This window comes from Kribbella lupini (genome assembly GCF_039529595.1).
In the GTDB taxonomy this organism is placed as follows: domain Bacteria; phylum Actinomycetota; class Actinomycetes; order Propionibacteriales; family Kribbellaceae; genus Kribbella; species Kribbella lupini.
The window spans coordinates 1,901,652-1,915,825 of sequence record NZ_BAAANC010000001.1; the positions used below are offsets into that span (position 1 = coordinate 1,901,652).

14 protein-coding genes are annotated in these 14,174 nt (G+C 69.6%); 3 read left to right on the forward strand and 11 right to left on the reverse strand.

Annotated elements, in window-relative coordinates; all coding sequences use genetic code 11:
* The first annotated feature begins 12 nt into the window (after window positions 1-12).
* Window positions 13-1,137 (forward strand): Gfo/Idh/MocA family protein, encoded by a 1,125-nt coding sequence (locus tag ABD235_RS08720; RefSeq protein WP_344171812.1) that lies wholly within the window; start codon window positions 13-15, stop codon window positions 1,135-1,137.
* A 121-nt stretch (window positions 1,138-1,258) separates the two neighbouring features.
* Here the strand turns inward: ABD235_RS08720 and ABD235_RS08725 are convergent, their stop codons facing one another.
* The 10 genes from ABD235_RS08725 to ABD235_RS08770 all read right to left on the reverse strand — a co-directional run bounded on the left by ABD235_RS08725 (window position 1,259) and on the right by ABD235_RS08770 (window position 11,160).
* Window positions 1,259-1,825 (reverse strand): GNAT family N-acetyltransferase, encoded by a 567-nt coding sequence (locus ABD235_RS08725; protein WP_344171814.1) that lies wholly within the window; start codon window positions 1,823-1,825, stop codon window positions 1,259-1,261.
* Window positions 1,826-1,842: 17 nt separating this feature from the next.
* Entirely contained in the window at window positions 1,843-3,117 is a 1,275-nt protein-coding gene (locus ABD235_RS08730; RefSeq protein WP_344171816.1) for an ROK family transcriptional regulator, read from the reverse strand.
* A 65-nt stretch (window positions 3,118-3,182) separates the two neighbouring features.
* Window positions 3,183-4,037, reverse strand: coding sequence for a sugar phosphate isomerase/epimerase family protein (locus tag ABD235_RS08735; protein ID WP_344171818.1), 855 nt, complete (start codon window positions 4,035-4,037; stop codon window positions 3,183-3,185).
* Window positions 4,034-5,299: an enolase C-terminal domain-like protein gene (locus ABD235_RS08740; protein ID WP_344171820.1), complete on the reverse strand. Its 1,266-nt coding sequence runs from the start codon at window positions 5,297-5,299 to the stop codon at window positions 4,034-4,036. The genes ABD235_RS08735 and ABD235_RS08740 overlap by 4 nt, the downstream gene beginning before the upstream one ends.
* Window positions 5,300-6,178 carry an NAD-dependent epimerase/dehydratase family protein gene (locus ABD235_RS08745; protein ID WP_344171822.1) on the reverse strand — a complete coding sequence of 293 codons (879 nt, stop codon included), beginning with the start codon at window positions 6,176-6,178 and terminating at the stop codon, window positions 5,300-5,302.
* The gene (locus ABD235_RS08750; RefSeq protein WP_344171824.1) at window positions 6,175-7,140 is read right to left on the reverse strand and encodes a carbohydrate ABC transporter permease; all 966 of its coding nucleotides are present in this window, start codon (window positions 7,138-7,140) and stop codon (window positions 6,175-6,177) included. The genes ABD235_RS08745 and ABD235_RS08750 overlap by 4 nt, the downstream gene beginning before the upstream one ends.
* Window positions 7,137-8,057, reverse strand: a complete 921-nt coding sequence (locus tag ABD235_RS08755) for a carbohydrate ABC transporter permease (RefSeq protein ID WP_344171826.1) — start codon at window positions 8,055-8,057, stop codon at window positions 7,137-7,139. The genes ABD235_RS08750 and ABD235_RS08755 overlap by 4 nt, the downstream gene beginning before the upstream one ends.
* Before the next feature lie 6 nt (window positions 8,058-8,063).
* Window positions 8,064-9,443 carry an ABC transporter substrate-binding protein gene (locus tag ABD235_RS08760; protein WP_344171828.1) on the reverse strand — a complete coding sequence of 460 codons (1,380 nt, stop codon included), beginning with the start codon at window positions 9,441-9,443 and terminating at the stop codon, window positions 8,064-8,066.
* 115 nt (window positions 9,444-9,558) lie between these two features.
* Window positions 9,559-10,341 (reverse strand): alpha/beta fold hydrolase, encoded by a 783-nt coding sequence (locus ABD235_RS08765; protein ID WP_344171830.1) that lies wholly within the window; start codon window positions 10,339-10,341, stop codon window positions 9,559-9,561.
* A 12-nt stretch (window positions 10,342-10,353) separates the two neighbouring features.
* The gene (locus tag ABD235_RS08770) at window positions 10,354-11,160 is read right to left on the reverse strand and encodes a dihydrodipicolinate synthase family protein (RefSeq protein ID WP_344171832.1); all 807 of its coding nucleotides are present in this window, start codon (window positions 11,158-11,160) and stop codon (window positions 10,354-10,356) included.
* Window positions 11,161-11,232: 72 nt separating this feature from the next.
* Here ABD235_RS08770 and ABD235_RS08775 point away from each other — a divergent pair, with 72 nt between their 5' ends.
* The gene (locus tag ABD235_RS08775; RefSeq protein WP_344171834.1) at window positions 11,233-12,150 is read left to right on the forward strand and encodes a LysR family transcriptional regulator; all 918 of its coding nucleotides are present in this window, start codon (window positions 11,233-11,235) and stop codon (window positions 12,148-12,150) included.
* Window positions 12,151-12,188: 38 nt separating this feature from the next.
* Window positions 12,189-13,019: a phytanoyl-CoA dioxygenase family protein gene (locus tag ABD235_RS08780; RefSeq protein ID WP_344171836.1), complete on the forward strand. Its 831-nt coding sequence runs from the start codon at window positions 12,189-12,191 to the stop codon at window positions 13,017-13,019.
* Here the strand turns inward: ABD235_RS08780 and ABD235_RS08785 are convergent.
* A complete protein-coding gene (locus ABD235_RS08785; protein ID WP_344171838.1) occupies window positions 13,016-14,095 on the reverse strand; it encodes a glycoside hydrolase family 183 protein in 1,080 nt (359 codons plus the stop codon). The genes ABD235_RS08780 and ABD235_RS08785 overlap by 4 nt on opposite strands.
* Window positions 14,096-14,174: the final 79 nt, after the last annotated feature.

A 14,174-nucleotide genomic window follows, 5' to 3' on the forward strand; every position in this document is an offset into this window, starting at 1 on the left:
CCAAGGAGCGAGATGGCTGACTCGACGACGCCGCACCAGGTCGCGATCGTGGGCTGCGGCATCATCGGACGCACCCACGCCGACACCGTCAGCGCCCGGCCCGACGCCACGGTCACCGCCCTGGTGGACGTGGACCCGGCCGCGGCCAAGGCCCTGGCCGCCCAGCTGACCGAGGCCGGGCACCCGGAGCCGAAGGTGTACGGCGATCTGGACGCGGCCGTCGCCGGGTCGGACATCTCGCTGGTCGCGGTCTGCGTGCCGAGCGGCACGCACGCCGCGATCGCGGAGCAGGCACTGGAGCACAAGTTGCACGTCGTCATCGAGAAGCCGCTCGATGTCGACGTCGCGAAGGGCCGTCGCCTCGCGGCGGCGGCCTCCCGCGCGGCGAGCCACGGCGTGGTCTGCTCGGTGATCAGCCAGCACCGGTTCGACCCGGGCAGCGCGATCGTCGCGGAGGCCATCCGCGCCGGGCGTTTCGGGACGCTCACCTCGGCGGTCGCCACGGTGGCCTGGTGGCGCAGCGACGAGTACTACGCCTCGGCCGGTTGGCGTGGGACGTGGGCGCAGGACGGCGGTGGCGCGCTGATGAACCAGGGCGTGCACACCCTCGACCTGCTGCTGTGGTTCATGGGCCGGCCGGTCACCATCCAGGCCCAGGCGATCCGGGCGGCGCACCACGCGATCGAGGTGGAGGACACGCTGGTCGCGACATTCTCCTTCGAGAACGGCGCGGTCGCCACGCTGCACGCGACCACTGCCGCCTTCCCCGGCGGCCGGACCCGGATCTCGGTCCACGGCACCGAGGGCGGCGCCGAGGTCGAGGACGACGTCCTGCGCCGTTTCAACGCCGACGGCAACAAAGAGGACCTGCCGGTCGAGCAGCAGGGCTCCGACGAGGCCGGCAGCCAGCAACTGTCGACGAACGGCCACAGCCGCCAGTACGACGACATCCTCGATGCCGTCAGCAACGGTAAGCAGCCGGGCATCAGCGTGCAGGACGGGCTCGAAGCGCTCGCCGCCGTCCGGGCCGTCTACATCGCCTCCACCCTCGAGCGCCCGGTCAAGTTCGAGGACGTTCTGGAAGGCAAGTACGACGACGTCGACGTCTCCCGCGGCATCGGTCTCCCGCCTGCCTGAGCGCGGTCTCTCGCCCGCCTGAACGCGGTCTCCCGCCCGCCTGAGCCGAAGGCGAAGGCCGGGCGCCGGCGCCGCCCCCTCTCACCTCCGATCGCCCGCCCCGCAGGGGCGGGCGATCGGTTCAGGCCGGCGGCTGACCCGGCTCGCGGTCGTTCAGGATGCGGTGGTAGAGGTTGCTGTCCTGCCAAGCCCCGTTGATGTGCAGGTAGTTCGCCGCGAAGCCGTACTGCTCGAACCCGCATTTCTCCAGCACGCGCTGCGACCGGTAGTTGTCGTGCGCCGTGCTCGCCGCGACCCGGTGCAGCAGCAGCACCTCGTCGGCCAGCCGGCACACCGCGTCCAGCGCCAACGTCGCGAGTCCCTTGCCGACCTCGGCGACGTCGACCCAGTAACCGATGTCCCCGTTGCGCCACGCGCCGTGCACGATGTTCGACAGCGTCGCCGTACCGATCACCCGGTCGCCCTCGACCAGCACCCACGGGACGACGTTGTCCTTCGTCAGCAACTCAGCGAACCGGCCGGCATGAAGCGCCGGGTCGTACCACGACTCGGCCCGCCGAGGCTCCCACGGCGCGACCTGCTCGCGGCTCCGCAACTGAGCCTCGACGAACGACGCGGCGTCCTCCGGCCGCACCACCCGCAGCTGCACGAAATCGGTCAGGGAAACAGTCAGAGCGGCGGCATCCACCCCGGCATCCTAGATCCCTACTTGGGCAGCCGCCGGGCCTGGCTCGACCCACCGACGCGCGGCGTGAACGCGTCGTGGAAGATCGTCGACGCGGCCCCGACCGCGGCCGCGTCGGTCTGCAGCATCGACTCCTCCACCGCGACCGTCCGGGTGCCTTTCGCGATCGGGAACGAATTCACCGCCCGGTCGATTTCGGAAATCAGCGTCGCGGCGATTTCCTTTTCGTACGCCGGGCCGCCGAGAACGATCAGGTCGATATCCAGCAGGTCGACCATCCCGACCGCACCCTGCGCAATCACCCGGGCCACCTGGGTGACCGCTTTGCGGGCCGCGACGTCGCCCTCGGCGGCGGCTTTGCAGACCGCTTTGTAGCGTTTCGCCTCGTCGGTCGCGCCCGGGTCGGTCTCGACATATCCGAACCCGGCCGCGATCACCGGCAGCGACGCGGTCGGGTTGCACTCGGCCATCATCCGCGGGCCGCCCTCGCCGTCCCACTCCCCCATCCGCAGTGCGGCCAGCTGACCGAACTCGCCGGCGTTCGCGGTCAGGCCGCGGTAGATCGAGCCGTTCAGGATCAGGCCGGACCCGACGCCGGTGCCGAGGTACAGGTAGGCGAAGTCGCGGGCCCGCGCCGAGCGGCCGATCCAGCGCTCGCCGATCGCGGCCGCCGACCCGTCCTTCTCGACCAGGACCGGGTGGTTCAGCTTCTGCTGCAGCAACTGGCGGATCTCGAGCCCGCGCCAGGCCGGCTGCAGCGGCAGGTCGAGCAGCGTGCCGTCGGCGTTGATCGGGCCCGGTACGGCGACGCCCACGCCCAGCAGCGACGCCGTGTCGACCTGGCTGATGCTGATCGCCGCCGTGACCGTGGCCGCGACCAGATCGACCAGGCGGTGCGCGTCGAGGTCCGCGGCCAGGTCGACGGTCTCGCGGCGCACGATCGTCCCGTCGAGGTCGACGACGGCGACCGTCAGCAGTTCGGGGTCGATGTGGATGCCGACCGCGTGCGCCGCGTTCGACCGCAGCCGGACCGGGGTCCGGGGCTTGCCGAGCCGTTCGGCGCGTTCCTGCGCCTCCTCGACCAGCAGCCCCTGCTGCAGCAGCACCCGCAGGATCCGCGAGACCGACTGCTGGGTCAGCCCGGTCCGCCGGGAGATCTCGGTGCGGCTGATGATGCCGGCCACCCGGATCGTCTCGATGATCACGGCCTCGTTGAAGGAGCCCAGGTCGTACTGGTTCGCGCCCGATCGGGTCGGTTCGTCCAGTACCGCCGAGTCACTGTCTGGCGTGACCATCGCCCACCTCCCTTGTCACATTCTTCCCCGCTGATGTCGAATTCTTTCGGCGCCGGCTGAATCGATCAGCGCAGATCGTACCCCGCCGCCCGCGCGACGGCGGTGAGGTATTCGAGATTGTTCCGCGTCCTTTCCGGCAAAGGCAGCACGGTGGAGAAATCCTCCACCGCGACCCACCCGTCGTAGCCGGCCGCGGCCAGCCGGGCGAACAATTCCGGCAGCGACGCCCGGCCTTCGCGCAGCGGTACCCATTTCGGCCCCCAGCGCAACGAGCCGTCGCTTTCCACCGCCGCCAGGTGCCACGCGCAGTTCTTCACGTGCACGTGGGCCAGGTACTCGCCCAGCACGTCCAGGCCGTGCTCCTCCCAGCCCTCGATCACCAGGTTCCCGACGTCGTGGATCACGCCGACGTGGGCCGGGTCGAGCCCTTCGAGCATCCGGCGGGCCGCCGACGCGCTCGGCGTCAGCGTCTCGTGGTGCAACTCGACCAGCGCCTGTACGCCGTACTCCCGCGCCTTGTCCTCGACCCACTCCCAGTGCTCCCGGCAGGCGGCGAACGCCTCCCGGTACGTCTGGCCCGGCTCGACCTTCAGCCCGGCGATCCGGACCCGGCCCGCGCCGAGCGTGGCCGTTGCCGCGAGCATCCGTTCGGCGTCGGCCCGGCGCGTCGGCGGCACGTAGCCGCCGAGCGCCGAGAACTCCAGCCCCGCGCCGGTGGTGATCGCCGCGATCTCGCCCAGACTGTCCTCCAGGCCGGTCAACGGCCAGGTCGCCCGGTTGCCCGCCCAGAATCCGGATCCTTCAGGGTCCTGGTCGGTGATCCGCCACTCGATCCCGTGCCAGCCCTGCTCGGCCAGGATCTTGGCCGCCTCGGCCGGGGTCCAGTCGGGCGTCGACGCGGTGAACACGGAGAACTTCACGGAGCCTCCAGGGCCCCGTCGATCCGCCGTACGCCGGCCGCCCACTCGTCGTGCCCGGACAGCTGCGCCGGATACCGCGCGGCGGCGGCCTCGTCGATCTCGATGCCCCAGCCGGGCGCCTCGTTCGGGGTCAGCCAGCCGTCCTTGATCCGCAGCGTGCCGGGGAAGACCTCGTACGTCGCGTCGTTGTAGAGGTGCCCTTCCTGGATGCCGAAGGCCACCGAACTGACGTCGAGGGCAACGTTGGCCGCGGCCCCGATCGGCGACGTGTCGCCCGGACCGTGCCACGCCGTCTTCACGCCGCACAGCTCGGCCAGGTCGGCCAGCTTCCGCGCGGGCGTCAGGCCACCGATGTCGGACACGTGCGAACGGATGAAGTCGACCCCGCCGTCACGCACCAGCCGTACGGCGTCTCCCATCGACGTGGTCAGCTCGCCCACGGCCAGCGGCACAGGCGACGCGGCTCGGACCTCGGGCAGCCGGTCCCAGAGCTCCGGCGCCAGCACGTCCTCGAGGAAGAACAGCCGGTACGGCTCCAGCGCCCGCGCGAGCAGCACGGCCTCCTTCGGCGTGAGCCGCGAGTGCGTGTCGTGCAGGAGCTCGATGTTGTCCGGCAACGACTGCCGGGCCGCCGCGAACAGCTCCGGCGTGGTCCGCAGGTAGTCCCGCGCCGACCAGCCGTTGTGGTACGGCGAGTCCGGGTAGAGCGTGGCCAGCCGCGGCGCGCCGTACCCGCCGCCACCCGGCGTCGACACCTGGAGCCGGATGTGTCGCCAGCCCTGCGCGACCAGTTCCTTGGCGTGCTCCAGGCACTGGTCGATGGTGATGCCGCTGGCGTGGATGTAGGTGTCGGCCGCGGCCCGGACCTTGCCGCCGAGCAGCTCGTACACGGGCATCCCGGCGCGCTTCCCGGCGATGTCCCACAGCGCCTGGTCGATCCCGGAGATCGCGTTGTTGGTCACCGGGCCGCCACGCCAGTAGCCGGAGAAGCCCGCCAGCCGGGTCAGGTCGCCGATGTCGCCGGGGTAGCGTCCGACGAGCAGGCGGGCGAGGTGCTCGTCGACGAACGTCTGCACCGCCTTCCAGCGCTGGGTGAAGGTCGCGCAGCCCAGCCCGTACAGGCCCGGCTCGGTGGTGTCGATGCGGACCACCACGAGCGGGATCCCTTGCGGTGCCGTCACGATCGCCTTGACCGCCCGGATCCGGACGTCGTCGCGGACCGGCCAGGGCTGGGCGAAGGTGGCGGGCGTCTCCTGCGGCATTCAGGTCTCCAGTCGGTCGGTGGGCAGGTCCAGCTCGTGCCGGGCCTGGAAGCCGAGCACGGTCCGGGCAGCGGTCAGGTCGATCGGTACCTCGCGGCCGGCGAACCGGCGCAGCCTCGGCACCTTCGGTGCGAACGCGTCGAGCAGGTCCTCGGTCGCGAACGGGGCGTTCGTCGTACCGGCCGCGACGAACAGCGTGTGCTGCCCGGACAGCGACGCGGTCAGGCCGAGCTCGATCGCGTACGCCGCGTCGCGGGTGTCCAGGTAGCTCCAGCCCTCGCGGACGCCGGCGCCCGGGTTCTCCCGGAACCCGTCGGCCTGCCGGCGCAGAACCTCGGGATTGTTGACGTGCGGGAAGCGGAGCGACACGACGTCGATCCCCCAGTGCCGCCACGCCATCCGCGCGGTGTTCTCGTCGTTCTGCTTGGACAGCGAGTACCAGTCGTCCACATCCGCCGGGATCTTCTCGTCCAGCGGGTAGTACGCCGGCAGCACGTCGTGATGGTTCATCGGCACGCCGAACGCGTTGATGCTGCTGGCAACGACCGCGCGCCCGACCCCGAGCGCGCCCGCCTGGGCGAGCACGTTGAAGGTCGAGATCACGTTGCCGGTGTACACGTCGTACGGCGTACCGGAGTCGCGGTGCGCCAGCGCGGCCAGGTGCACGACCAGGTCCACGCCCTCCAGCGCCGTCGCGACGTCGTCCTCCGACCGGGTGTCACCGACGACCACCCGGTCGGCCTTCAGCGCTGGGTCCTCGACGATGGTGAGCGCCGTGACCAGCGCGCCCAGCCCGGTCAGGTGCTCGGTGGTGACCGACCCGATCCGGCCGGCCGCACCGGTCACCAGCACCCGTCGTCCACTCAACAACGAACTCACTCCTTGATCCCTCCTGACATCCCGACTCCTCTGAGGAACTGCTTCTGGAACACCAAGAACAGCACCACGGGGACCAGGACCGCCAGGAACAACGCGCTCATCTGCAACGAGATCTCCGTCGTCTCCTGGACGCGCGGCAGCGCGACCGAGATCGGCTGCAGCTTCGGGTCGGGCAGCACCAGCAGCGGCCACAGGTAGTCCTTCCACGACCCGATCACCGTCAGCAGGGCGACGACGCCGAGAATCGGCTTCGACAGCGGCACGATCAGCGCGGTGAACAGCCGCACGTTGCTCGCACCGTCGATCCGGGCCGCCTCGATCAGCTCCCGCGGGATCGCGTCGAAGTAGCGCTTCATCACCAGGATGTTGAACGCGCCCGCGGCCTGCGGCAGCCAGACCGCCCAGAAGGTGTTCTGCAGGTTCACGCCGAGCACCGGCATCTTCAGGATGGTCAGGTAGAGCGGGACCAGCGAGATGACCCCGGGCAGGAACAGCGTGGCCAGCACCGCGCCGGTGACGATCGGACCCCACTTCGGCCGCAGCACGCTGAGCACGAAGGCACCCGTCGTACAGACGAACAGGGTGGACAGCAACGAGCCGATCGCGATGATCGCGGTGTTGCCGAGGTACGAGCCGATCTGGACCTTCGTCCACGCGTTCGGCACGTTCGCCCACTGGATCCCACTCGGCCACAGCTCCATCGGGCCCTGCAGGATGTCCTGGCTGGTCGACAGCCCGGACTTGAGCAGCCACAGCAGCGGACCGACGCCGGCGACCAGTACGCCGACGAACAGCAGCACCTGGACGGTCGGCAGGCCGTAGCGGATCAGCGGCCGCCGCCGGTCCGCGGTGGAGATGATGCCGCGTTCCTGCGCTTCCGCCGTACGGCGTGGGCTGCGCTTGGCCGGGGCCGCGTCGTCCGGCGCGGTCGCGACCTGCTCGGTGATCGGGAGACTGGTCATGTCGTGCTCCAACGCCGGGTGAGGAAGTGGTACACGACCGACAGCACGCACAGCACCCCGGCCAGCAGCACGCTGAGCGCGGTGGCGGCGCCGAAGTCGCCGTTGATGAACGCGTAGCGGTAGATCAGCAGCAGGATCGTGGTGGTCGCGTTGTCCGGACCGCCGCCGGTGAACAGGAACGGCTCGGTGAAGACCTGGAACGTCCCGATCAGCTGCAGCAGCATCATGATCAGGATGATTCCGCGGATCTGCGGCAGCGTGACGTGCCAGACCCGGGACCAGATCCCCGCGCCGTCGAGCTCGGCCGCCTCGTACAGCTCGGTCCGGACGCCGGTCAGCGCGGCCAGGTAGATGATCGCGGTCGCGCCCGCGCCGGCCCAGGTCGCCTCGAGCACGATCGCCGGCATCGCCAGGTTCGGCGAGTTCAGCCACGACAGTGGATCGATGCCGAACCAGCCGAGGATCGTGTTGAAGACGCCGGTCCCGCTCGGGTCGTAGAAGAACTTCCAGAGCAGGATCGCGGCCACCGGCGGGACCACCGCCGGCAGGTAGGACAGCACGTTGTAGAGCCAGCCGGTACTGCGCAGCTCACTGATGAAGACCGCGAGGAACAGCGGCACCGGGAAGCCGAAGACCAGTGCCAGCGCCGCGAAGTACAAGGTGTTCAGCGTGGCCTGCGGCAGCTGGGGATCGGTCAGGACGTAGGTGAAGTTGGACCACCCGACCCACTCGGGGGTGGTGACCAGGTTGTTCTTCTGGAAACTGAGCACCAGCCCGCGCACGATCGGGCCCCAGGAGAAGTACAGGAAGATCAGCACCAGGGGCAGTGCGAAGAGGATGGCGCTCAGCCCGCCGGAGCGGTACCAGGTGAGCAAACCCCGGCGGGACTGGGCATCGGATCGGATCGACAGGGCCATGGTGGGCTACCGGGACAGGCGCGCGTCGATCTTCGAGGCGGCGTCGGTGAGCAGTTTGTCGATGTCCGCGTCCTTCTTGGTCAGCACCTGCTGCACGACCGGGTCGAGCAGGGCGTAGACCTCCTGGCCCTTGTTGGACGGCTCGGGCAGGAGCTTCAGCGTCTTGGTGGACTCGATGTACCCGGCGAACTGCGCGACCGGCACGTTGTTGTACGGCTCGCGCCACTTGTTGTACTGGTCGTAGGTCTCCTGGCTCAGCGGCGTCACGCCCGGCCGGCCGACGAAGCCCTTGTCCGCGATCGCCGTCTTGGCGTCCTCGACCGCGAGCTGCTCGTTGGTGTACTTGTCGAACTCGGTCGCCTTGATCCACTTCAGCGCGGCCACGATCTCGTTCTTGGACGCCTTCGGGTTGATCATCTTGATCGAGCCACCGGTCAGCGTGCCGTGCGGGCCGCCGTCCTGCGGCAGCGCGCCGTGGCCGTAGTCGGCCGGCTTCATGCCGAAGTTCTTCACGCACATGTCGTAGGCGTCCGAGGCCTGCATGACCATGCCGATCTTGCCGGCCGCGAAGTCCTGGCGGACCTCCTCCTGGTTGTACAGGAAGTTGCTGCCCATCGTGTTGTCGGTCCAGCGCATGTCCTTGAGCAGCTGCAGCGCCTTCTTGGTCGGCGCGTCGTTGAAGGTGCTCTTCTTGCCGTCGTCGGACTGGACCGTGCCGCCCATGCTGTAGGTCATCGTGGTCAGCATCCAGCCGCCGGTGTTGTCCTTGGTCAGCTGCGCGTAGCCGGCCTTGCCGGTCTTCTCGTGGATCTGCTTCGCGTACTGACGGACCTCGTCCCAGGTCGTCGGCGGCTTGTCCGGGTCGAGCCCGGCCTGCTTGAACAGCGCGCGGTTGTAGGCCAGCCCGACCGAGAACGCCTCGAACGGAACGCCGTAGATCCGGCCCGCGTCGTCCTGCACCAGTTTCAGGGTCTGCGGGTTGAGGTCCTTGGTCAGGTCGACCAGCTTCAGCTCGTCGGTGATGTCCGGCAGCTGCTTGTTCGGGATCATGTTCAGCGGCTCGGTGAAGCTGATGCTCATCACGGTCGGGAGCGAGCCACCTGCCACCTGAGCCTGGAAGGTCTGCGCGTCCCACTCGGTCTCGGTGGCCTTGATCGTGATGTTCGGGTTCTTGTCGGTGAACGCCTCGATCTTGCGCTCGAACGACGCCACGTCGGCCGGCTTGTCGGGTTTCGGCTTGTTGCCCACCGTGATCGTCACCGGTGCGCTCTGGTCGATTCCGCCGCCGCTGTCCGCGGCGGGCGTCGTACCGTCCGCGCACGCGGCCGCGCTCAGCAGCAGGGCCGCGGACGACAAAGTCGCGACACACCTAGCCGTTCTCGTCATCGGAACTCCTCAGGGGGTGTGGGCTGGGCCACAGCAGGTCAAGTTCCGAGTAAGTTAAACCATGCGTGTTACTTTATCAACGCCTGGCTCGGTCACGGTTCGGCACAACGGCGGATCAGTGGTCGAGGGCGCCCATCGGCATGAACTTGCGGGTCTGCTCGTCGGCCAGGAAGTCGATCAGCAGCTGGTTGACGAGGCCGGGCTTCTCCAGCGGAAGCCCGTGCGAAGTCCCCGGTACGACGGCCAGCTGCGCGTCGGGCAGCGCCTTCGCGATCTCCAGGCTGTGCTCGATCCGTATGCCGTCGTCGTCGCCCTGCATCACCAGCACCGGCATGGTCAGCCGCTCGGCCAGCTCCCCCAGATCGAGGTCAGGCATCGTGCGCCACATCTCGGCCCACTTCGCGAACACGACATCGAAGTGCCCCGGCCCGTCCGGCGCGAGCATCTCGTACTGCGCGCGGAACGCCACCGCCAGTTGCTCGAGGCCCTCGTCGGTCATCAGCTGCGCGGCCGCGGGCGTCTGGCCGGCTCTCGTCAGCTCGGCGCCGATCAGCACCAGCTTGCGGACCAGCTCCGGCCGGGCGAGCGCGAGCCAGGCGCCGAGCTTGCCGCCGTCGCTCCAGCCGATCACCCGGGCCGGCCCGATCTCGAGCCGCTCGATGAACGCGACGAGATCGGCGGTCATCAGGTCCATCGTGACCGGGCCGTCGACGTCCGGCGTCCGGCCGTGGCCGCGACGCTCCGGGACGATCACGGTGTAGTGCCTCGCCAGCGCGTCCACCTGAGCGACCCAGGTCTCGCCGTTCACCCCACCACCGTGGAGCAGGAGCACGGGCTCGCCTTCGCCCTCGACCTCGAAGTAGGTCAGCACTCCCCCGGCCTCGACGTACTGGCCCACCGCAACCACCTCTCAGCTCACCGGCATCTGCTCCACCATCTTCGCGGCAAGCAGTGGCAACCGGACATCGGGCGTCGGAATCTCACCGCGCGCGTGCAGCACCGCCTTGATCACCGTGGGGTTCGGCTCGGCGAACAACGCCTTCGACAGTCCCACCAGCTCCCGCCCCAACCGTCGGCCCGTCGCCAGGTCGCCGGACCGCCAGGCGTCGACCATCGCGACGAACTTGCCGGTCTCGAGGTGCGCCGAGGCGAGGATCCCGCCGTGCGCGCCCAGCGCGAGCATCGGCGCGATGAACGGATCGTCCCCACCGAGTACGGCGAAGTCGTCGGGCAGGTCTCCACTCAGGAACAGCATCGTCTCGTCGTCGATCCCGCCGGCGGCGTACTTGATCCCGGCCACGTTCGGCAGCTCGGCGATCTGCTGCAGGGTCCTGGCGCTCAACGCCTGCCCGGTCCGGTACGGCACGTGGTAGATCGCCAGCGGGACCGGGCTCTCCAGCTGCCGGAAGTACTCCAGCACGCCCGCCTCCCCTGGCCGCACGAACGGCGGCACCAGGCTCAGGCGGGCGTCACCGCCATCCCCTCCGACAATCAAGGTCGCGCCGTGCTCGCGGCACACCCGCGTCGCGACCTCGACCACCACCTGCTGCTCGGCCGCGGTCAGACTGCCCGGCTCACCAGTTGTCCCCAATGCGACCAGTCCACTCGCGCCGTCCCTCAGCACTCGCTCCGCGAGCCTTTCGAGCGCCTCGACCGCGACACCACCCTCGGCGTCGAACGGAGTGATCAGGGGGACCAGCACGCCAGTGAGCTTCATGCTCACCACCCTCAGGTCCCGCGCACCCCCAGGTCCAGTTCACGTTTCTGACTCAATGCTTAAGCTGCTCTTATGCTCGACGTCCGCCGCCTGCGGCTCCTCCGCGATCTCGCCCAGCTCGGCACGATCACCGCGGTCGCCGACGCACACACCTACACACCGTCCGCGGTCTCCCAGCAGCTCACCGTCCTGGAACGCGAAGCCGGCACCCGCCTGCTCGAACGCACCGGCCGCCGTGTCACGCTCACGCCCGCCGGCGAACGGCTCGTCCAGCACGCCGAGAAAATCCTCGTCGCCCTCGAGGAGGCCGAGGCCGACCTGGCCACCACCGAACTCGCCGGCCCGCTGCGCATCGGCGCCTTCCCCACCGCCGTACGGACGCTGCTCCCGTCGACCCTCGTGCGCCTCGCCCGCGACCATCCCCGCCTCGACCTCACCGTCACCGAGCTCGACCCGGCCGACGCACCGCGCGAGCTCCGCGAACGCCGGCTGGATGTTGCCTTGGTCAACGATTACGACGTGATGCCGGCCGTCGAGGCCGGCGAGACCCAGCCGCTGCTCGACGAGACGGTCTACCTGGCGGTCCACGGCGACGAGAGGTCGATCGCCGACGCGGAGAACTCCTCCTGGATCGCGGGCACAACCGGTACGGCGTGCCACGCGGTCACCCTGCACGCCTGCCGGGCCGCCGGCTACTCCCCACGCATCCGCCACACCGCCGACGACTTCGACGCCGTCCTGGCGTTGGTCGCGGCCGGCCAGGGCGTCTCCCTCGTTCCCCAGCTCGCCGCCGGCTCACCACCGGAAGGCGTCACCCTCGTCCCGCTCGCGATCCGCCGTCGTACCGGCGTCGCCTACCGCGACGGCGCCCGGAAGCACCCGGCGGTCGCCGCCTTCGTCGACGCCGTCCAGGACGCCGCGGCGACCGTTGCGCACGCCCAGCGGACGGGTTCGCAACCTTTTCGCCGCAGTGCGCATCGTGCCGGGTAGATCGGGCGATCGGGCCCGGCGGACCGGAAGGGTGGGACATGTCAGCGGTGAACGACGTCGACGTGAACGGATTCTGGGAGAACGGCTGGACGATCGTGCGCGGGGTGTACTCCGCGGGCGACGTCAAGCGGCTCCGCGAGGCCGCGCACTGGTCCCGGAAGAGCTTCGGGGGCGACCTGCTCGCCAACCCGCGGCTGCGCGAGGTGCTGACCGACGGCAACTTCGTGAAGATCGCCCGGCAGATCCTCGGTGAGGACAAGATCGTCTACACCGGCGACAGCGCGTTCACGGTCAACGGTGTGCAGCGCGGCTTCCACAAGGACAACGCCGACCGGGTCGACCCGAACGCGCCGGACTGGAACGGCCGGTACACGATCCTGCGGTTCGGCATCTACCTGCAGGACCACTACCGCCACACCGGCGGCCTGAACCTGCGCCACCAGTCGCACAACACCCCCGACCTGAACGTCGGGAACAACGTGTACGTCCGCACCCGGGTCGGCGACGTCGCGGTCTGGAGCCTGCGCACCACCCACAGCGGCAACGGCACCCTGCTGCGCTTCCCGAAGTCGAAGGCGCCGCTCCCGCACGAGCACGACAAGTACCCGAAGTGGCGCGTCGCGAGCAAGGACGGCGACCGGATCGCCCTGTTCGCCGCCCTCGGCCTCGACGACGCCCACATGGCCCGCTACGTCGACTACCTGAAGACCCGCAAGTACATGGTCGACATCTGGGGCAAGACCCGCTACGACCAGGCCGCCCTCACCGCCGCGAGCGAAGCCGGCCTGATCGTCCGCGACGTCCCGCGCGAGGTAGCCGGCGACCCGAACGCCGGCCAGCACGTGGACTACGTGGCGCTTCCGTACTAGCCGAAGCCGCGGACGCGGAACTGCATCGCTCGGTAGGGCCAGCCGGCTGAGGTGTTCCACTGGCTCACCGAGAGGTGCAGGTCGCTCAGCGTGGATCCGGGGATGACGTAGCCGCCGTACAGCTGGGCGACGTGGTTGCCGTCCTCCTGGCCCCAGGCGCCGCCGTAAACGAGGGTCTGGCGGTTGGCGGTGTAGAGGTTCGACGTCGGGGTGTCCATGATGATGCCGTCGATGCGGTAGTCGCCGGCGTTGAACCAGGTCAGGATCCACTTGCCGCCGAGCGGGCGCAGGCAGAGCTCGCCGAAGCTGCCGGACAGGATCGGGGTGGCGGGGTTGCCCCAGGCCCACACTCCGTCGCGGAACCCCCAGGGCTCGTACGCCGCGGGGTTGGCGATCTGGGTGCTGCGGACCCGCTTCAGGATGATCGGCTTGTTGCGCTGGAAGCCGGTCGAGTACACGTAGACGTAGCCGTCGTTGCCCTCGCCCCAGGTCAGGCACTGGAACATGCCGCCGTCCAGGTTCGGGTCGAACTTCGCTCCGGTGTGGTACCAGCTCGCACCGGAGTTGTCGCTGCGCCAGATCTCGGTCCAGACCACGTTGCCGAGGCCCTTGTTGACCATCGCGTGCAGGTACATCGACCCGCCGATGGTGATCACGTCCGAGGGCAGCACGGTCGAGAACGTCGGGTTGTCGTGCGGGTAGTCCCACAGCTGCTGAGCCGCCGCGCCACCGACCGCGCCCGACCACTTCACGCCGCTGGTCAGGTCGGTCGTCGTCGACCACAACGCGACCGGCGAACGCCACCAGCCGCCACCGACGCGGGCCTCCTCGAAGGTGTCGCCGAACATGAACAGCATCCGGCCGTCCGGCGTCCGCACCGGGATCCCGAGGTCGGTCGCCGCCATCCGGAACCGGTCGGTCAGCCCGGGACCGGTGAGGTCGGCGACCTTGGTGGTCAGTACGGCCTGTACGCCGCTCGCGCCACGCGGCGCGGCCACCGCGGCGGAAGCGGCTCCCGGTACGGCGGCCAGGGCGCCGGTACCGGCGGCGGCTTTCAGGAAGGTCCTGCGGTCCATGGCGACTCCTCCAGGGGCGGAAGGGGAAATCGATTTCTCCCGAGCCTGAAGGTGCACGCCGAGCAAGTCAAGGACTCGC

Excerpts from the sequence above, each read along its gene's own strand:
- ABD235_RS08720 (WP_344171812.1), top strand. The coding sequence starts at position 13 with ATGGCTGACTCGACGACGCCGCACCAGGTCGCGATCGTGGGCTGCGGC.
- ABD235_RS08730 (WP_344171816.1), bottom strand. The coding sequence starts at position 3,117 with ATGGTCACGCCAGACAGTGACTCGGCGGTACTGGACGAACCGACCCGA.
- ABD235_RS08740 (WP_344171820.1), bottom strand. The coding sequence starts at position 5,299 with ATGCCGCAGGAGACGCCCGCCACCTTCGCCCAGCCCTGGCCGGTCCGC.
- ABD235_RS08750 (WP_344171824.1), bottom strand. The coding sequence starts at position 7,140 with ATGACCAGTCTCCCGATCACCGAGCAGGTCGCGACCGCGCCGGACGAC.
- ABD235_RS08755 (WP_344171826.1), bottom strand. The coding sequence starts at position 8,057 with ATGGCCCTGTCGATCCGATCCGATGCCCAGTCCCGCCGGGGTTTGCTC.
- ABD235_RS08760 (WP_344171828.1), bottom strand. The coding sequence starts at position 9,443 with ATGACGAGAACGGCTAGGTGTGTCGCGACTTTGTCGTCCGCGGCCCTG.
- ABD235_RS08770 (WP_344171832.1), bottom strand. The coding sequence starts at position 11,160 with ATGAAGCTCACTGGCGTGCTGGTCCCCCTGATCACTCCGTTCGACGCC.
- ABD235_RS08775 (WP_344171834.1), top strand. The coding sequence starts at position 11,233 with ATGCTCGACGTCCGCCGCCTGCGGCTCCTCCGCGATCTCGCCCAGCTC.
- ABD235_RS08780 (WP_344171836.1), top strand. The coding sequence starts at position 12,189 with ATGTCAGCGGTGAACGACGTCGACGTGAACGGATTCTGGGAGAACGGC.
- ABD235_RS08785 (WP_344171838.1), bottom strand. The coding sequence starts at position 14,095 with ATGGACCGCAGGACCTTCCTGAAAGCCGCCGCCGGTACCGGCGCCCTG.